The organism is Bacteroides sp. AM44-19 (assembly GCF_003603395.1).
GTDB lineage: Bacteria > Bacteroidota > Bacteroidia > Bacteroidales > Bacteroidaceae > Bacteroides > Bacteroides uniformis.
This window is the reverse complement of the sequence record NZ_QTNB01000014.1, coordinates 31,524-51,282: the sequence shown is the minus strand read 5'-3', so window position 1 is coordinate 51,282 and position 19,759 is coordinate 31,524. Positions and strand designations below refer to the sequence as shown.

At 44.0% G+C, this 19,759-nt stretch carries 11 protein-coding genes; 5 read left to right on the top strand and 6 right to left on the bottom strand.

Annotated elements, in window-relative coordinates:
* Nucleotides 1-369: 369 nt before the first annotated feature.
* From DW947_RS16920 to DW947_RS16895, 6 genes are all read right to left on the bottom strand, one after another.
* Entirely contained in the window at nucleotides 370-2,010 is a 1,641-nt protein-coding gene (locus tag DW947_RS16920) for a fumarate hydratase (protein ID WP_005824254.1), read from the bottom strand.
* Nucleotides 2,011-2,142: 132 nt separating this feature from the next.
* On the bottom strand, nucleotides 2,143-4,134 hold the full coding sequence (locus tag DW947_RS16915) for a DUF4954 family protein (RefSeq protein WP_005824256.1): 1,992 nt from the start codon (nucleotides 4,132-4,134) through the stop codon (nucleotides 2,143-2,145).
* Nucleotides 4,135-4,242: 108 nt separating this feature from the next.
* Complete coding sequence (gene hflX / locus DW947_RS16910; RefSeq protein ID WP_009037207.1) at nucleotides 4,243-5,499, bottom strand: GTPase HflX; 1,257 nt, start codon at nucleotides 5,497-5,499, stop codon at nucleotides 4,243-4,245.
* 187 nt (nucleotides 5,500-5,686) lie between these two features.
* Nucleotides 5,687-6,463 carry a hypothetical protein gene (locus tag DW947_RS16905; RefSeq protein WP_009037208.1) on the bottom strand — a complete coding sequence of 259 codons (777 nt, stop codon included), beginning with the start codon at nucleotides 6,461-6,463 and terminating at the stop codon, nucleotides 5,687-5,689.
* Between the two features lie 31 nt (nucleotides 6,464-6,494).
* The gene (locus DW947_RS16900) at nucleotides 6,495-8,123 is read right to left on the bottom strand and encodes a RagB/SusD family nutrient uptake outer membrane protein (RefSeq protein ID WP_225982625.1); all 1,629 of its coding nucleotides are present in this window, start codon (nucleotides 8,121-8,123) and stop codon (nucleotides 6,495-6,497) included.
* A 25-nt stretch (nucleotides 8,124-8,148) separates the two neighbouring features.
* Nucleotides 8,149-11,361 (bottom strand): SusC/RagA family TonB-linked outer membrane protein, encoded by a 3,213-nt coding sequence (locus DW947_RS16895; protein WP_016274178.1) that lies wholly within the window; start codon nucleotides 11,359-11,361, stop codon nucleotides 8,149-8,151.
* A 453-nt stretch (nucleotides 11,362-11,814) separates the two neighbouring features.
* On the opposite strand from DW947_RS16895, the gene DW947_RS16890 reads away from it, so the two are divergent.
* The 5 genes from DW947_RS16890 to DW947_RS16870 all read left to right on the top strand — a co-directional run bounded on the left by DW947_RS16890 (nucleotide 11,815) and on the right by DW947_RS16870 (nucleotide 19,699).
* Nucleotides 11,815-13,005, top strand: coding sequence for a site-specific integrase (locus tag DW947_RS16890; protein ID WP_008665770.1), 1,191 nt, complete (start codon nucleotides 11,815-11,817; stop codon nucleotides 13,003-13,005).
* 859 nt (nucleotides 13,006-13,864) lie between these two features.
* Entirely contained in the window at nucleotides 13,865-16,852 is a 2,988-nt protein-coding gene (locus DW947_RS16885; protein WP_259018163.1) for a SusC/RagA family TonB-linked outer membrane protein, read from the top strand.
* A gap of 28 nt (nucleotides 16,853-16,880) precedes the next feature.
* The gene (locus DW947_RS16880; protein ID WP_005835044.1) at nucleotides 16,881-18,527 is read left to right on the top strand and encodes a RagB/SusD family nutrient uptake outer membrane protein; all 1,647 of its coding nucleotides are present in this window, start codon (nucleotides 16,881-16,883) and stop codon (nucleotides 18,525-18,527) included.
* A 409-nt stretch (nucleotides 18,528-18,936) separates the two neighbouring features.
* Nucleotides 18,937-19,521, top strand: a complete 585-nt coding sequence (locus tag DW947_RS16875) for a zeta toxin family protein (protein WP_034523328.1) — start codon at nucleotides 18,937-18,939, stop codon at nucleotides 19,519-19,521.
* A complete protein-coding gene (locus DW947_RS16870) occupies nucleotides 19,508-19,699 on the top strand; it encodes a hypothetical protein (protein ID WP_005835040.1) in 192 nt (63 codons plus the stop codon). Before DW947_RS16875 ends, DW947_RS16870 begins: the two co-directional genes overlap by 14 nt.
* Nucleotides 19,700-19,759: the final 60 nt, after the last annotated feature.

The following is a 19,759-nucleotide window of genomic DNA, read 5'->3' as shown; positions in this document are numbered from 1 at the left end:
TTTATTAAATAGGTTGTTTGGAGGGCTAAAGATAAAGAAGTTAACCGAGAAATGAAAAGGAGAATGTAACAAAAATACGACAACAAACGAGTTTCAGTTTTATTCTCCTATAGAGAACAATCTGTTTTATCAAGGCAGAACAGAGTGTTCCAATAGGGAAGAACACTTTGTTCCAACATGAAAGAACAGTTTGTTTCTTCCTATTGAAACAATTTGTTTCAACATAAAGGAACAGTTTGTTTTGCTTGATGAAACAGAGTGTTCTATGCCGCGAAACACTTTGTTTTCCTCTACAAAACAAAAAAGCCGTAACAAGATTTTCTCCGTTACGGCTTTCCTTATATTATGCCTTTCTAAAAGGCTTCTGTTTTACTTGCTGCAATTCCAGGGCTTCAGTTGCTTGAAGAAGTCGTTGCCCTTATCGTCCACCAAGATGAATGCAGGGAAGTTCTCCACCTCAATCTTCCAGATAGCTTCCATACCGAGTTCGGGATATTCCACGCACTCAATGCTCTTGATGTTGTTCTGTGCCAAGATAGCGGCAGGACCACCGATAGAGCCCAAGTAGAAACCGCCATACTTTTGGCAGGCATCTGTCACTTGCTGGCTGCGGTTACCTTTGGCAAGCATAATCATGCTGCCGCCGTGGCTTTGGAAGAGGTCTACATACGGGTCCATACGTCCGGCAGTAGTCGGGCCCATGGAGCCGCAAGCCATGCCTTGAGGAGTCTTGGCAGGACCGGCGTAGTAGATGGGATGGTCTTTGATGTACTGCGGCAGGTCTTCGCCACGGTCCAGACGTTCTTTCAGCTTGGCGTGTGCGATGTCACGGCCTACGATAATGGTTCCATTCAGAGACAAACGGGTGGAAACCGGATACTTGGTCAGTTCCTTCAGAATATCGGCCATCGGCTGGTTCAAGTCAATCTTCACCACGTCGCCTTCACCGGCCTTACGGAGTTCTTCGGGAATCAGTTCACCCGGATTGCTGTCGAGCTTTTCAATCCAGATACCTTCTTTATTGATTTTACACTTGATGTTACGGTCGGCAGAGCAGGAAACACCCAGACCCACGGGACAGGACGCACCGTGACGCGGCAGGCGGATGATGCGGATGTCGTGAGCCAGATACTTGCCGCCGAACTGGGCACCGAGGCCAATCTTATGAGCTTCTTCCAGTACCAGCTTCTCCAGTTCCACATCGCGGAAAGCGCGGCCGAACTCATTGCCGGTAGTGGGTAGGTTATCGTAGAAGTGGGTGGAAGCCAGTTTCACAGTCAGCAAGTTCTTTTCGGCAGAGGTACCGCCGATAACGAATGCGATGTGATAGGGAGGACAAGCTGCCGTACCCAAAGTCTTGATTTTTGAGATAAGGAAGGGAACCAATGTTTCGGGGTTGAGGATAGCCTTTGTCTCCTGGTAGAGATAAGTCTTGTTGGCAGAGCCACCACCCTTGGTTACGCAGAGGAACTCGTACTCCATACCTTCCGTAGCTTCGATGTCAATCTGTGCGGGAAGGTTGCACTTCGTATTCACCTCATCGTACATGGTGAGGGGAGCATTCTGCGAATAGCGCAGGTTCTCTTCGGTATAAGTCTTGTAAACACCCAGTGAGAGAGCTTCTTCATCACAGTAGCCGGTCCATACTTGTTGTCCCTTTTCGCCGTGGATGATTGCCGTACCCGTATCCTGGCAGAAAGGAAGTACCCCCTTGGATGCTACCTCTGCATTGCGCAGGAAGGTGAGTGCCACGTATTTATCGTTATCGCTTGCTTCGGGGTCACTCAGAATCTTAGCAACCTGCTCGTTGTGCGAACGACGCAACATGAACGATACATCACGGAAAGCCGCATTGGCCATTGCCGTCAAACCTTCTTTTTCAATCTTCAGGATAGGTTTTCCTTCAAACTCGCTTACTGACACGTAATCTTTTGTAAGCAGATAATACTCAGTAGTATCTTTCCCCTTCTCGAACATGGGCTGATACTTGAACGGAGGTGTTGTTGCCATAATTACTCGTATATTTAATGTTTAAAAGTGATTCGGGTAGCAAAGGCAGCACAAAACCGCCTTTACCGAGCAAAGGTAAAAACTATTATTGAAATAATTCTTTAATTAGAGTAAAAACGCAACAAATCATAATTAATTTTCTGACACCCGCTGCATCCGCCCTATCAGTTCATCGCCCAGCGCCGTCTTCACCTCAATGTGTTTCAGCACAGCCATTACAAACGGATTGCTTTCAAAGTCGCCGCGTACCTGCTCAAAATCGAGTTCCTTTTCCAAGCGTGAGCCGTCAGCTCCAAAGCCCGTCATGGAAGCCAGTGAAAATTCTTTCTTAGCATCCTCATACACCATGCGGTCGAGGCCAACTACTGCTTCTTTCCATTTTTCGACAATATGTATGACGTCTTCTGCCGTCATACCTTCCGGCTTGATACCATAGAACTCTTCCAACTTCTCATATGCCCAGGTCCATTCGTAGGTATAGTAGTTGCTGTGCATCTTCTCAAACTCGGCATTGATAGACTTCAAGCGATTGACTTTGCCGGACTCAATACCGTCTATCAGCGCATCTATCTCACTCTTTGGGGCTATCAATCCGGAAATATCCACCCATTCGCCGCTGCCAATGGCAGTATCGGGCTTCAAACGGGCACGTATTTCTTCATTGCTCCGGAAGTCAATGCCTTCCAAGCGCTTGATGACAGAGTTTCCGAGGAACTTATGAATGGCTATTTCATAGAAGCGGATACCTTTCACCAAAGCCGAGTTACGTATCTTCGCACTATGGAAAGAATAGATATCCGAAAGCTCGCCACTGGCATGACGCAGATTCTGCAACGTTTCCCGTCCCTTGAACATTTTCTGCACCGTGTAGGGGCTGAGAAGATTATAGTTGATGTAATCCAGTTTGTTCGGGTCGGTACGCCCGTCACGTTTCGGCCACTTCTGGGCATCACGGATGGTACCCACACTACGCAGGTTGACACCGGGTACAAGGTAGGTGGTATTATTCTGCTCTATCAAGTAAGAGAACGGCAGGTTCGAAGTATCAGAATGGTTGACATGGCGCCCCATTACCAAGGAAAACGCTCCCACCCTTGCAGGCCACAAGATGTACGAATCGGAAGTCGTCTTGGCACCACGCTCCAAAGTGCCTTGATGGATAGGCCCTAACTTATACATATGGTTGCTCTGATTGGACCCCGAACCGGCATTCATAAAGGAAAACATACCGGCAATCAGCAACGTAGATTTATGGTGTGTCACCGTATAAGGTCCGGCAAAAATAGCGCACGCCTCCCCGTTCTCTCCCTGGCAGTTGCTGAAAAACAAAGAATCCGAGGCAGAGTAGTTGTGTCCCAACTTGCATGCCTGCCCCACGAAGCAGCGGCTCAGCATAGCTCCGTCATCTACATGAGACCCGGTAGAGATGATGAAATCATCACAAATCACCCCATGCCCGATGTGTACCGGCGCCACCTCGTTGCTGTTGATGCTTCCGTTATACAGACGGCATGTACCACAGATGCGGCAATAATCACCGATGCGCACATTCTTTATGGAACCGGTGTTCAATATCATTACATGATTCCCGATGCTTCCTACAGCAGAAGCATGTTTGTTGGAATAAAAATCCGTGATTTCCTTCATCCGTGCAATCAGCTCCGGACGATGGCGGTAAAGCGCCAGAATATAGGCTTGGTGTGCGGAGAGTTTATCATTAATCAGCACCTCACGGCCTCCCGTCTCATTCAGGACAGACACTTCTACCCCGTTACCGAACTTCGACACACCGTCTACCAGAATAATATCCACATTCTCAATGAAGGTGTCATGCCCTATTTCATAATTGGCAATGTAGTTCTGGATATTCTCAATGCAACAGTTATCTCCCACCGTTACATTATGCAGCGTCACATGCCGCAAACCGGAATGCTTCCTGATTCCTCCCGGCAACATAAATTCTGAATGGAACACTCCCAAACACACCTCACCCGAAAAACGGGTATGATGCACAAATTCCGTTGAGAACTCTTCTGCAACGGTTACTTTCCCCCAATCATCAGCCAGACATGACTGGCTCTTCAACCGGAGAATTTCATCTTCGGTCAGTCTTCTGTAATTCATCCTTATAACGAGTTATGAGTTATGAGTTATAAGTTATTGCCTTTGCCGGCACTACCGATTCAAACCGCTGCCAGCAAATAACTCATAACTTATAACTCATAACTAAAATTAAACTTCTTCTTCGTAGGTCTGATAAAGAAAGTCATTATAGGGGTACTTCTGCACGTGCAATTCCTTCACACGCTGATAAACTACACTCTTCAGTTCCTCCATATTGATTTTTTCGCGGGCAGAAATAAAGAGGCAGTTATCCTCCATCTTAGCCATCCACGTCTTCATCAGTTCTTCGAGTGTCAAGTTTTCCTTGGTTCTGGGGGTAAGGTCGTCAGCCGCTTTCTCTATATAAGTATAAGCGTCTATCTTATTGAATACAAGAATCATGGGCTTACCGGCGGCACCGATATCTGCCAACGTCTTGTTCACAACTTCTATCTGTTCTTCAAAATCCGGATGAGAGATGTCTACGATATGCAACAGCAAGTCCGCCTCGCGTACCTCATCCAGAGTAGACTTGAAGGAGTCTACCAAATCCGTCGGCAATTTACGGATAAAGCCCACCGTATCGGATAGCAGGAACGGCAGGTTCTCAATAATCACCTTACGCACCGTAGTATCCAACGTGGCAAACAGCTTATTCTCGGCAAAGACTTCACTTTTCGAAAGCAAAGTCATCAATGTGGATTTTCCTACATTGGTATATCCCACCAATGCCACACGAATCAAGCGTCCGCGGTTCTTCCGCTGGGTAGACTTCTGCTTGTCAATCTCAGCCAAGCGCTCCTTCAACAATGACATACGGTTCAAGATGATACGGCGGTCCATTTCCAGCTGCGTTTCACCCGGACCGCGAAGTCCCACGGAACCTTTACCTCCACCGGCACCGGAGCCACCACCCTGGCGTTCCAAGTGGGTCCACAAACGTTGCAGACGGGGGAGCATGTACTTATACTGCGCCAGCTCCACCTGCGTTTTTGCATTGGCAGTCTGGGCACGCATGGCAAAGATATCGAGAATCAGGGACGTACGGTCCAGTATCTTGATTTTGAGTTCAGCTTCTATATTGCGTATCTGCTTGGCGGAGAGTTCATCATCAAAAATCACCATGCCGATTTCGCGTTCGGCTTCTTCTTCATTCCGGATATACTCTTTAATTTCTTCCAGCTTGCCCTTGCCGACATAAGTCACGGAATGCGCTGCATCCAGCTTTTGGGTAAACCGCTTCACTACTTCCGCCCCGGCTGTCTCAGCCAAGAATGCCAGCTCGTCCAGGTATTCGTTCGTCTTTCGCTCATCCTGCGTTTTAGTGATGAGACCTACCAATACCGCTGTTTCTGCCTGCACTTCGGAAATTACAAATTCTTTCATAGTTTCTATACCTTATTATATATATGTATTGTTGGTTCGGGCAGCAAATATAAATAATTTTGGCGGAAGCGCCTTAAAAAGCGGAATAAAATAAAAACAGACACAATAGAAAAATGGCATGTAAAATGAAGTCGAACTTCATCTTACATGCCATTTCAAATTACATATTATCTAATTGCCAGGATAATCAAAACCCTTCCGGCATCTCCAGCGTTTCCGTGAATCCCTGATACAGTACTCCCCATTTACCACCGTCAAGTACTACTAAGCCCTGCATCGGGAAAGACAACACGTTTCCTTTACGCTCCATACCTGCTGCTGCAAAGTATAGCATACCATAATCCGTCTTGTCATAACCAGTAGGTTGAGGATCCCAACCTATCAGTTCTTGATTGTCATCGCTTAGCGTAAACATGATGGGATATCCTTTCGTAATGCAATCTTCCAGCTTATAGATGTTAGCCTCTTTAGCCTTCAGCACAGGTTGATCCCAACCCTCGCCAAATAATTGAGATGCATAGTAGCCTGTACCTATATTGAGCCAAGTATAGTCACGCTTTATATTGACCGTCACCTTAGGTGAACCATAAACGTAGGAATCTTCTTCAGGAATGGTAATAGTATAAGATGCAGTAGTACCCACAGCTATGTCAAACGCAATCTTTACTTCTTTGAGTGCTTCACCGGCAGCAAAATCAACCGTCGTCGGCACTGTTACGTTCTCCGCATCTGTAGTCAAGCGAATAGATGCAGCCGCATCTGTTTTCTGACGGCCGATTTTGACCACAAAAACCTGTTCATCATTCGGATAATAAGTCAAATCAGTGTTATCAGTATAAATATAAGCTTGTACACCCTCGGTAGGAACCGGAGAAGGCTCCCACTCCACACCGTCTGAACAAGCCGTCATAGCCAAACCGCATACGGCCAAGCCCAAAAACAATTTATTGAATATCTTATTCATATACAAATTCTATTAAAAGTTAGTTCATTGGTTAATTGTTACCCGGTGCAAACTCCCCTATCGGAGTAGGACGTTTAGCAATAGCACCGGACGGGTCCGGATTGTTCATTCCCTGAAGGGCAGTATTTGAATCGACCTCGGTCTTAGGAATCATCAATGTCCAGTTGGGCTTCACACCTTTACAGTTTATCTTGAAGATATCTTCTATAAAGTTGGTACCCTCATAATTCTGAATGACATCCGGTTTCAGACGTTTAGCCGTGGGGAATGCGATTCCCTCACCCCAGAACTCGATACGCATCTGTTTCAACACCTCAAGTTGGAAATTACGCAAATCACCCGTACTGAAATTGTAATTGCTCTGGCGGTACTGCTTCATAAAGTTATTCAACAACTGTACGCCTGCTGCCACATTCTGGCTGGCACCTACTGCTTCAGCCTCTATGAGATACATCTCTTCCACACGCATCACGGGAATATCTGCAGCCGCACCCACAGAATAAGTGTTATAGTCACCACCCACGGGGCGGAACTTCAATGACATATAATCCGGTTGTTCATCCAGCCATGCATTGCCTCTCACTGACTGGTAAGCGTAAGTACTTCTGTCCGGGTCAAGGTAAGAATATTTGCGGAAATCGGTAGCAGGAATCGCGTCATAAAGTGAACGTGCCATCTGGAGCTTAGACAAAGAAGCATATCCCCAATCCGCTTCATTGGAAATGTGACCAATGAAATTAGCAAGATTACCCATATTGGAAGCCGTGGGGTGAAGGTACCACATCCATGCAGAAGTAGCCGTATTGAAACCGGTAGTGGGATTATGCCACTGTGATTCGCTCATAGGTGTTGCTCCCGACTTATCAATAGCCTTGCGGGCATACTCGGCAGCTTTAGCAAACTGACCATCCCACATATATACTTTGGCCTTCAGACCATATACGACCGCCAAGTCAGGGAAGTTCTTACTGACAGGTGTATAAGACTCCAGACCGATCTCTGCCTTGTCAAGGTCGGCAAGAATGAAATTCACCAATTCTTCGTGGGTTGCACGCGGATTGCTCTTCGCAATGTCGTTAGTTGTTGCCTCAGTCACGATGGGCACCGTCAGCCCCAGTACCTTGCTACAATCGGTATAGATGTTTTCTACCGGTTCGAAAAGTACCATCAGCGTATAATAGTCCAATGCACGGAAAGCATGGGCTATACTTCCAAGCCCACGCATTTCATCGGTAATTGTGGGATCAGTCACATCAACGGCCGCAATCACGTCATTGGCCGATTTAACGAACTTATATAGGGTGAAGTAAGGCAAATATGAATAATAGCCGGTGTCGTTCATACCATTATTGGCATTGAAGCGCCACCACCAGTCATATCCGTAATCCGTAGCCACGACATCACCCAGCAGTTCTGTCTGGGCCAACATCAATGAGGGATAAGCAAGGTCGGTCTCATGTGTTTGCTTACCGTACACTAGATAGCCTTGTACCATTTGCGATGGCAAGCCATTAAGCGAAGCCTCAATCGCTGTTGCCGATGCACCAATCTGATCGGAGGTCGCTGTAGAATCTTCGGGAAAAACCTCTTCTATACAGCCGGTCAATACCGTGGCCGATACGACCATAACCGAAAATAGTTTGAATATATTCTTCTTCATAATCATTGTAATCTATATATTAGGTTTAGAACTCAAATGACACACCACCGGAGATGGTACGCATCGGTGAATAGAAAGTAGCATTGGTTGTCTCGTCGTATGACTGACGTGGGTCGAACCCTTTACGTTTAGACCAATAGAAAACATTTTCTGCCGACATATACACGCGCAATGAGTTGATGGCCAACTTTCTTGTCCACTTGGAAGGTAACGTGTAGCCCACATTAATATTCTGGATATTCAAGAAGCTTGCATTTGTCAAGAAGCGCGTAGACATTGCCCCTGAATATTGGTCGTTCATCTGGAAACGAGGGATATTAGTATTTGTGTTCTCAGGAGTCCATGAGTTCAGCAAATCCTTATGGTAGTTGTAACCAGCCGTACCATAAGGTGACGACATAAAGTAAGCATACGTACCATCATATTGCTTACCACCAATCTGGTAAGTGAAGTTTATGCCGAAGTCCACGCCATATACTTTCAGTTTGGTACCGAAACCACCATACACCTTAGGTATTGAGCTTTCCTCTGTGATGTAATAGTCAGCCTGAGCATGATTCGTAGTCGTTTCACGTCCGGTGATATTGCCGGCCTCGTCCTTGACATTCTTATAGAACAAAGACTCACCCTTTTCATTCACTCCGGCATACTCCTTCAAGCGCCATGTAAACATAGACAAATCCTCACCAATGAAGAAGCTTCCGTTAGAATAGCCCTTATATCCTTTTCCATCAGCTGTATACTCAGTAGTAATCAACTTATCAGGATCAAGCATCGTAATACGGTTCTTCAAGGTTGAAATGTTCACATTCACATCCCACGTAAAGTTACGTGTATCGAAGATATTCACATTGAAGTCCATTTCCACACCACTATTGACCATGTTACCAACGTTGTCCATATAGGAAGCATAACCCAATGATGGAGCCACGGTAAATGAGAACAACATATCCGAAGTCTTACGTCTGTAGTACTCGATGCTACCGGTTACACGGTTCCACAACTGGAACTCTGCACCGATATTGAAGTTAGTGTTGGTTTCCCAAGTGATGTCTTTAGTGCCCTTAGATTTAAATGAAGTACCAAGGCTGTTGTTAGAGTTGATAATGTTAAATCTATCCGTATAGAGGAAGTCACCGATATTGTCATTACCTTGTGAACCAATAGAAGCCTTCAGCTTCAGTTCCTGCACCCATGAAGCATCAAACCAGCTTTCTTTGTTGATAAGCCACGCACCGCCTACCGACCAGAATGTACCCCAGCGATGGTCCGGATGGAAACGGCTGGAAGCATCACGACGCAAAGAAGCCGAGCCGAAGATGCGTTCGTCATAATTGTATTGCAAACGGCCGAAGAAACCTTCATTGTTACGACGCTCTTTATAGGAAGAAGCACCTTGTCCGTCGATAATGGCACCATCCAATTCCTTATTGCCTTGAGAGAACATCTGCGACTTGCTGGCCCCAAGTTCATAGTAGCGATAATCATAATATTCGTGACCTAAAAGAATATCGAAGTTATTGTCGCCAAACGAACGGGCATAAGAAACAAGTTGTTGCAGGTTGTAATCGTAAGTACGTGTATGATACTTACTCACTGTACCGCCAGTGGAGTCGAACTGCCCGTAGTAAGGATTGTAAACGTAACTATGACGTGTCTCATCCAAGTTGAAAGCACCATTGAATGTCACCTTCAAGCCTTCTATAGGAGTTATATCTACAAAGGCGTTGCCGTTAATGGCATTTCCTTCAGAGTTTCTGGTATTTAGTTTATTGTCTAGAATAGGGTTGGCATCAGCAATGAAAGGACGCTGCATACCTGCATTAATACCACTACCGTAGTCCATCATTCCAATACCATTATTATCCACCATGATGCTGCCGTCAGCATTGCGCACGTAGGCGGGATAGATGGGAGCCATTTGGGTAACAAACGCCCATATATTACCGGTAGACGAACTGGTACCATTGTTACTCAACGAGTTGGAATCAAAACGTGCATATCCCATATTACCACCAATCTTCAACCACTTCTTTGCCTGATAGTCGGCTTTCAAACGGCCTGTCAAACGTTTCAGGTCAGAGCCTTCAGTGATACCCTCATTTCCAAGATAACCTAAAGAAACATAGAAAGAAGACTTTTCATTGGCTGCGCTCACCGAGAAGTTGTATTCCTGACGCAGACCGGTACGCATTCCCACATCTTCCCAATCATCCGGAGTCAGCAGATAGTCACGTCCTTTATAATTCACAACTCTACCCAATGTGGCGTTGGGATTAAGTTTACCGTTCTGACCAATGAGGAATTGCCCATCGGGAACTGTATATACATTGTATCCCAATCCACCGTTGGAGCCAAACAGATTCTTGTTTGCCTCAAGCCATGCAGCTTGGTCATTCATTCCCGTTGACTTATAATAATTGTTCATGGCACGATAATGCATCTCGTAGTACATGCCAGGATTGTCAATCACTTCATATTTCTGCAACGCTCGAGTGTTAGCACCCCACTTAGCATCAAAAGTCACCTTAGCCTCTCCCGACATATTGGCCCTTTTGGTAGTGATGATAATTACACCATTAGCACCACGAGCACCGTAAAGAGCATTGGAAGCCGCATCCTTCAATACTGTCATTGACTCAACGTCGTTAGGATTGATATTATTAATATCACCGCTATAAGGAGCGCCGTCCACAATAATCAAAGGGTCATTCTTTGCATTGATTGAGCTAAAACCACGAATCTTGATGGATGACTTTGAACCCGGAGCACCGTCATTGGAAGTCAGTGTCACACCCGGCACAGCACCTGCCAAGGCATCAGTAACATTCGTCACTTGCGACTGCTCCAGCTTTTCGGTACCAACCACCTTAGCCGAACCCGTAAATGCAGACTTCTTTGCTGTACCGAAAGCAACCACCATTACCTCATCAAGCATCTCAGTATCAGACTTCATCACCACTTTTAAGCTGGGTTTTATTGCCACTTCTTGGGTCTGCATACCAATATAAGAAATTACCAGAGTTTTCGCGGAACTTGGTACGTTTGGTAATGTAAAATCACCATCTACACCGGTAATAGCACCAATTTGTGTACCTTTTACCAATACAGAGGCTCCAATAACTGGCTGCCCGTCTTCTTCAGAAATTACAACACCTGTAACCTTCTGGGTTTGGGCAGTTACTAGGCCTATTCCGACAAAAAGACAGGCCAATAACAGCATTAATTTTCTTTTCATAAATTCTCTCTTAAAGTTTAACTTTACATTAATTGTTTCTTTACTCTAACAAAGTGCAAATATATTAATAAAACTGAAACGAACAACTATTTTATTGAAAAAACCTTGTAAATCTATCAATTTGTTAATTAAACATGTCACTTTATGCTTAATAACAGATTTTTCACACTTAAAAAACCTAAACTGGCTTATGTTTACTATCACTATGATTCTCTCTTTTAGGATGATTTTTCCAAGAAATACACATATTTTAAAACAAAATGGTTAATAAATAAGCCGCTAAAACAGAGAACGGACCTGATTTTGAAACAAATTGAGAGTTCCCGGAGGCTAAATACCGATTAATAGCTAAACACAAAAAGACACTTTTTAGAGATATTAATTCTTATTCTAATCCCATCGAGCACAGAATATCGTCTTATTTGTTATTGGTATTAATTAAAATCAAGTAAAATGAGTAAGATTATTTACAATCTAGTGTACAACAGAAAAAGAAGCCTGAATAAAAAAGGAATGGCATTGGTACAAGTAGAAGCCTATTTGGACAGAAAGAAAAAGTATTTTTCAACCAAAGTTTATTTAAAGCCAGAACAGTGGGACAATAAAAAGCTTATTGTGAAGAATCATCCTAATGCAGATGCGCTGAATAGATTGATATATGAGTTCATGGCTATGATAGAAAAAAAAGAGTTGGAATTGTGGCAGCAAGGAAGGCGTATTTCATTAGAGTTACTAAAGGATGTTTTGAGCACAAGCGAAAACAAAACCGCTTTTATTCCTTTTTTTAGGCAAGAGATAGCAAACTCTACTCTAAAAGAAAGCACAAAACGAAATCATCTCTCCACTCTTTCATTATTACAACAGTTCAAAAAGGATGTAACCTTTTCTGATTTAACATTCGAATTCATATCCTCCTTTGAATATTTCTTGCAATCAAGAGGTTATCACACAAATACGATAGCCAAACATATGAAGCATCTGAAGCGACATATAAATGTCGCCATCAACAAGGATTATATGGAGATACAAAAATACGCTTTTCGAAAGTACAAGATTAAAACTATAGAAAACAAGCATACGCACTTATCTCCTGAAGAGTTGGAGAAGTTGGAGAAATTAAGCTTGGCTGGCAGATATACTAAATTGCAAAAGACTTTAGATGCATTCTTGTTTTGTTGCTATGCAGGAATGAGATATTCTGATTTTATCAGTTTATCACCCGATAACATCGTGGAGATTCGTCAAGAAACCTGGCTAATTTATAAATCCATAAAAACGAGTACAGAAGTCAGATTACCTCTTTATCTCTTATTCGAAGGAAAAGGGCTTGTTATTCTGGACAAATATCGGGATGACTTACAAAGCTTCTTTCATTTAAGGGATAACTCTAATGTGAACAAGGATTTAATTGTGATTTCCCGCCTAGCTGGTTTATCAAAAAAAATTTCATTTCACACTGCTCGCCATACTAATGCAACACTATTGATTTATAATGGAGTAAACATCACAACGGTGCAAAAATTATTGGGGCATAAAAGTGTTAAAACCACACAAGTGTATACAAATGTAATGGATATGACTATAGTGCATGATTTAGAAAAGAACCATGCACTCATGCCTTTGCCTAAAAAAACACGAACTTAGCATAGCCAATACTACACTTTCATATCGTTAGTCATATACTTCTCCTTTAAAGTCTGTTCATTCACTATTCAGTTTCAGTTTGCTCGCTGCAAACTTACTGCATACGTTTTGCAGTACCACTGCATATTGTTTGCAGTATCACTGCATATTGCTTGCAGCCGCGCTGCATATTAGTTTGCAGTACCACTGCAACAGCTTTGCAGTATCGCTGCAATAGGTTTGCAAAATTTTGCAGTAAGAAACTACTGAGAATCAATCAGGTATAGTGTAGTGCTAATAGAAGATTGACATTGGTGTGTTATCAATATTTAAGGCTGGTTGGAGGTGTGGAAGCAAATTTTGCTTCCACACTTTTGAGTTGCTTCCACAGCACTTGTAATACCGATGAATAAAGGAATACAAGGAGTGGGTGGAAGTGTGGAAGCAGAAATGATGAAAACTCTTATGAAGAAACAACAGTTGTCTTGATTATTTGGCTAATCACAAAGTTTTGAGTTTACTGTTTTTTGAAGCTATTGAAATATTCTTTTACATAGACTTTAGTACTTTCGCTAATAAAATGACAATGTAGAGTAAATGCTTCATCGAAAGCAGTTAGGATGATAGATGTTGACAAAAGATATTCTTCATATAAGAGAAATAATCATTTAAAATCTTTAAGCAACGTATTAACTTTATGATATACATATGATAACCAAGTCATTAATTCAACAAATAGTATCACAGCAGTAAGGTTTTATGCATTGTACCCCTATACACATACCTTGTGAGAAAGGAAATTTCGCTATAGTGATTTCTATTACATGGTATAATTGCTTGATTATTAATAAAATAAAAGAGTTGTAGTTCCGCGAAAACTCTGGTGATTTCGTACATTGGTATGCAGACGCAGGAAGTGGCGATTAAGCCGAGTGTAAAGGTGACAATGAGAAGCAATGCAGAAGCTTTGGATGAGGTTGTGGTAGTGGCATACGGTACTGCTAAAAAAGAATCGTTGACCGGTTCTATCTCGGTGGTTGACAATAAGAAAATAGAGAAGCGCATCACAACCAGCGTAACCGGTGCACTTGAAGGTGCCGCACCGGGTGTACAAGTGAACAATACATATGGTGAACCCGGTTCTGCCCCCAGCATCCGTATCCGTGGTTTTGGTACATTGGTTTCAGGTGCTTCAGATCCTCTGTATGTAGTGGACGGAGTCCCTTTCGATGGAAACATGGCCGAACTAAACTCTAATGATATTGAAAGCATGTCCATCTTGAAAGATGCTGCTTCGGCTGCATTATACGGTAACCGTGCTGCCAACGGTGTTGTCATCATTACAACCAAGAGCGGACGAAACACTCATAAACCGAGTATTACGCTGCAAATGAATCAAGGTATGTATAACAGAGGTATTCCCGAGTACGACCGTCTGGATGCAGACCGCTGGATGGAAGCTACCTGGATGGCCAAGAAGAATGCCATGATGAGCAATGCCGGCATGTCGGCAAGCGATGCTGCCGCATATGCCACGGGACACGTGGTTAGTGAATCTATCGGTCGTAATATCTACAATGCCGCTGGTGATAAGTTGTTTGACAATAACGGAAAACTGATTGCCACTCGCCTGGCTGGCTATGACGACTTGGACTGGCAGAATGCCATCGAACGCACGGGACACCGTCAGGAATACAATCTTTCCGCCGCCACTTCGGGAGAGAAATACAACGTGTATTCTTCCATAGGCTACTTGAATGAGAAAGGATATGTAAAAGCCACAGGTTACGAACGTTTCTCCGGGCGTATCAACACTACTTATACACCTAACAAGTGGTTCAAGGGTGGCGTGAACTTGACTGGCTCGTGGACCAAGCGTGACTATAACAGTAATGCCAGTGGCAACTATTACGCCAATCCGTTCTACATTACTCGTTATATGGCTCCGGTCTATCCGTTGTTTATGCACAATGCCGACGGTACATACCAACTGGATGCTGATGGTAACAAAATTTATGACACCACTTCATCTTATCTGAGTAACCGCAACATCGCTTACGAAATGTTGTATAATAAGCAGGAAAGTGTGCGCAACGTATTGGGCGGACAAGCTTTTGCCACCATCTCGTTGCCGTATGGACTTTCATTAACTGTAAAAGGTGACCTGAACAACAGCACTTCGAACAATAAGAAATATGACAATCCCGAAATTGGAGACGGTGCTACGAATGGCGGTCGTTTGACAAGTTATGCCTACCAATACAAGACTGTAACCTTGCAGGAAATTCTGAGCTGGAACTATCAATTTAATCAGGTACACAACGTGGAAGCTATGGTGGCTCACGAGAACTATAGTTGGGAGCGCAAGTACACTTCCGGAATGAACACCGGTATGGCTGTAGACGGAAACCTTACTATGGGCAATTTCCTTAACAACTCTTATTTTTCCGGAAGTGATGATGAGGACAAGACGGAGTCTTATCTGGCACGCGTAAAGTATAATTATGACAACCGTTATTTCGTAGAAGGTTCGTTCCGTCGTGACGGTTCCTCACGCTTCCACAAGGACAATCGCTGGGGTAACTTCTATTCTGTTGGTGCCAGCTGGAACATGAAACAAGAAGCTTTCTTGCAAGATGTAGATTGGGTGGATGCCTTGAAGTTGCGCGCGTCCTATGGTGAAGTCGGTAACAATATGGGCGTAAGCCTTTATGGTCACATGGCTCTTTATACCATTGACAAGAACGGTGGTGAAGCCGCTTTGGTAAAACAATCACTTTCAGCACCGGACATCAAGTGGGAAACTACACAGACGGTGGATGTTGCCGTAGAGGGGCGTCTGTTCAACCGTCTGAACTTCCAAATAGGCTATTTCGACAAACGTTCCAAAGACCTGCTGTTTGAGGTACGCCTACCGCTTTCTGCCGGTTCTTATCCTTGGGTTGCCGATACTGCCCCGATGAACCTGACGCAATACAAGAATATCGGTACCGTATCCAACCGTGGCTGGGAAATCTCTTTGAATGCCGATGTCATCAACAACAATGACTGGAAATGGAACATCGGCGCAGACGCTACTTTCCTGAAGAATAAAATCGTGAAACTGCCCGATGGAAAGGACATCTTGCATGGTATGCAAAACTACTCCGAAGGACACTCCATCTACGAATGGTACACTTACCACTTCGAAGGTGTGGACCAGATGACCGGTACTTCTCTCTATACACTGGATCCGGACAAGAAAGCCGCCGCCCAAGAAGCCGGTGCATTGACTACCATCAACGGTACGGACTATGCTACCGCGACTTCATACGCCAAACGTGACTGGGCCGGCAGCGCACTTCCTACGGTTTACGGTTCTATCAGCTCAGCTCTTTCTTGGAAAAACTGGGATTTGAACATGCTGTTTACTTATTCTTTAGGCGGTAAAACATACGATGGTAGCTATGCCAGCTTGATGGGTGTGTCTGAATCCGGTGCTGCCGGCAGCGCTTACCACAAGGACATCCTGAATTCTTGGAAAGAAGTTCCTGCGGGAATGACAGAAACTTCTGCCAATCGCATTGATCCGAATGGAACTCCGCGCGCCGACTTTTACAAATCGTCCGACCTGAATGCCACCAGTGACCGTTGGCTGACAAGCTCTTCTTACTTCGTATTCAAGAACCTGAATCTCTCCTACAGCTTGCCCAAGCGTTGGCTAAAAAGTGTAGGTATAGAAGGCCTTTCGCTGACTGCCGGTGTAGAGAACCTTTTTACATTGACTTCACGCAAAGGATTGAATCCGCAGTATTCCTTCAACGGAGGTTCGGACGATACGTATGTGACAGCCCGTGTTTATAACTTCGGACTGACTGTGAAATTCTAAAGGTATAACCATATAATTTGTATTAGAAATGAAAAAGATTATCAATAAATTGTTCGCAGGAAGCCTATTGGCAGGTATGATGCTGGTGTCTTCTTGCGCCGGTGACTATCTGGATACAGCACCTACTGACTCAACCGGAGCAACCGATGCCGTAGGTACCACGGCCAATGCCATGAAGGCATTGAACGGTATCGCCAAAATCATGACAACACAACACTCCTATTTTGGAGGTGGATTTGCTGGTGAGAACAACATAATGATTCAGTACGAAAGCTACCCGAGTGAAAATTACAATTACAATTATTACGCATCCGGATGGTCTCCTATCTTCAATCAAGAGTTCCACACACGTACTAACTCCATTTACGATGCTTACGCATGGTATTACTATTATACCATAGCAGGTAATGCCAACACCATTCTTGCCAATATAGACAATGCCGAAGGTACGGAAGCGGAAAGGAATTTTGTCAAGGCATCTGCACTGACTTTTCGTGCATACGCTTTCGAAAAACTGGTACACTATTATTGCTGGCGCTGGCAAGATTCCAACAATGGCGCTTCGCAGGGGATAGTACTTCGTTTGGACGAATCTACCGGTGGACAAGGTTATGCCACATTAGCTGAAACGTATGCACAGATTTATAAAGATTTGGACGAAGCCATCATGCTGTTTGAGCAAAGCGGTATGGACCGTAATGCCTCACAAGTATGGATGCCGAACATCAATGTGGCACATGCCATCTACGCCCGTGCCGCTCTTACCAAGCAAGATTATACCAAAGCATTGACTGAAGCTAAGCTGGCTCGCCAGAACTACCCACTCATGAGCAATGCAGAATATCATGCAGGGTTCTGTAATCCAACCAGTGAATGGATTTTCGGAAGCTTTGGTAGTGCACAAGAGAATAACTGGTATTGGAGTTATGGTACTCAGTATGCATGCAACGGATATTATGCCAATGCGGCAGGGGCGGCAAACGGTGCAGGCTCTATCGGTCGTGAACTGATTAATCGCATTCCCAACAACGATGCTCGTAAGGCACTGTTCCTAACCGAAGACAAATTCCCCGGCTATAACTTCAATGACGGTTCAGCCATGGATTTAGGCTACGGCATTCTTGGAATGGGAGATGATGAGAAAAAAGCAGATGCTCTTTGGGAAGAAGCAGCTGCCTATTGCCAGAAAATGGCGGTCAGTGGCCTGGAAGCTCCTTATCAGGCTGGTTATATGTATCTGGGGGGACAACTGAAGTTTTATGTATTCGACACTCCGGGCGTCAGCTACCTGCCTTTCATCCGTTCATCGGAAATGGTATTGGTAGAGGCAGAGGCTAATTATTTCTTGAATGACGAGACTGCTGCTCGTGCCGCACTGGTAGAACTGAATGCCACTTCCGGACGTAATCCTGAATACACTTGCGACAAGAGTGGCGAAGCTCTTTGGAATGAAATTATGGACTATCGCGAATTGGAACTCTGGGGTGAAGGTTTTGCATGGAGCGACTACAAGAGATGGAACCGCGACATAGTCCGTCACAGTTTTGCCGAAGGTGGTAATGCTCACATTTCCGTTGCAAAAACCATTCCTGCCTCCGGTGTCAACAAATGGACATGGGATGTACCTTTGAATGAAACTGATTACAACGATGAGTTGAATCTTGGAGGAAAATAATTCTACCGGAATTATTCTATAAATAAAGTGTTTTTTGAGAGAGGGGATGCTATAAAGCATTCCCTCTGTTATTAGAGGAGAACAATAAAAGCGTTTCCACACTATTCTCAGGATATTTGCCTGCCATTTGGTATTCATCAATGATCACTAGAGGGGAGGGCTATCTATATAGCGCAAGTGGGAAAGGCAAGTACTTTGCTCCACCTCAATTCGTAAAACGTACTTTGGTAAACAGATATTTCATCAAGAAGAAAATAAGGATAGATGATATGTGAGAAATGTGGAGTTCTCAAAAGAGTCCTGTACTTCTCATACCTGCGGAACAATCAACTTTTAAAAAACAATAACTATCAATTATCCATAATCTTATAAAAATGTCGTATGTTTGCAATTAGATAAATGCATGAATATGGATTCTAAAAAACAGCTCTACATCATTAGTGGTTGTAATGGTGCTGGTAAGACTACGGCATCTTACACTGTGCTACCGGATGTTCTGGAATGCAAGGAGTTTGTTAATGCAGATGAAATAGCTCGTGGATTATCTCCTTTCAATCCCGAAAGTATGGCTATTGAAGCCGGACGGTTGATGTTACAAAGGATTAATGAATTGCTGAGAAATCAACAAAACTTTTCTATAGAAACCACACTTGCCACAAGAACTTACACCCGCCTTGTCCATCGTGCGCAAGAGCAAGGATATAAAGTCAATTTAATATATTTCTGGTTGAGTTCGCCCGACTTGGCTATTCAGCGTGTAGCCCAACGTGTACGTAATGGTGGGCACGACATTCCCAAAGAGGTTGTGATTCGGCGTTATCAAGCAGGTATCAATAACTTTTTCAATATTTATATGCCCTGTGTGGACTATTGGCTATTGGCAGATAATAGCGAGACACCCCGTATTATTGTTGCTGAAGGCGGACGGGGGATGGAGATGCATATACATCATATTGAACGATTTAATAAAATACAAAGTTATGTCAGAGAATGAAAGAAAAGAACTGAGCGAAAAGTTACATTTCGGTTTGGCATTAGCCGAACGCCGTATGCTTGAAGAAAAAGCATTGCGCAATGAATGCATTATACAAGGCTTGCCCAATGGAGAAATTAAAAGTGTACCTGCACGTATCATGCTGCGTAAACTTTATGGAGAAGAACTGAAACAATAGGAGTATCCTTTCTTCAATAAGCAGCAAACCTGGATTGCCCGCACGATATGAGAGCTAGAG

Bases quoted from the DNA above. Each gene is read 5' to 3' on its own strand.
- hflX (WP_009037207.1), bottom strand. From the start codon at position 5,499: ATGAAAGAATTTGTAATTTCCGAAGTGCAGGCAGAAACAGCGGTATTG.
- DW947_RS16875 (WP_034523328.1), top strand. From the start codon at position 18,937: ATGGATTCTAAAAAACAGCTCTACATCATTAGTGGTTGTAATGGTGCT.
- DW947_RS16915 (WP_005824256.1), bottom strand. From the start codon at position 4,134: ATGAATTACAGAAGACTGACCGAAGATGAAATTCTCCGGTTGAAGAGC.
- DW947_RS16890 (WP_008665770.1), top strand. From the start codon at position 11,815: ATGAGTAAGATTATTTACAATCTAGTGTACAACAGAAAAAGAAGCCTG.
- DW947_RS16900 (WP_225982625.1), bottom strand. From the start codon at position 8,123: ATGAAGAAGAATATATTCAAACTATTTTCGGTTATGGTCGTATCGGCC.
- DW947_RS16870 (WP_005835040.1), top strand. From the start codon at position 19,508: ATGTCAGAGAATGAAAGAAAAGAACTGAGCGAAAAGTTACATTTCGGT.
- DW947_RS16895 (WP_016274178.1), bottom strand. From the start codon at position 11,361: ATGAAAAGAAAATTAATGCTGTTATTGGCCTGTCTTTTTGTCGGAATA.
- DW947_RS16880 (WP_005835044.1), top strand. From the start codon at position 16,881: ATGAAAAAGATTATCAATAAATTGTTCGCAGGAAGCCTATTGGCAGGT.
- DW947_RS16920 (WP_005824254.1), bottom strand. From the start codon at position 2,010: ATGGCAACAACACCTCCGTTCAAGTATCAGCCCATGTTCGAGAAGGGG.
- DW947_RS16905 (WP_009037208.1), bottom strand. From the start codon at position 6,463: ATGAATAAGATATTCAATAAATTGTTTTTGGGCTTGGCCGTATGCGGT.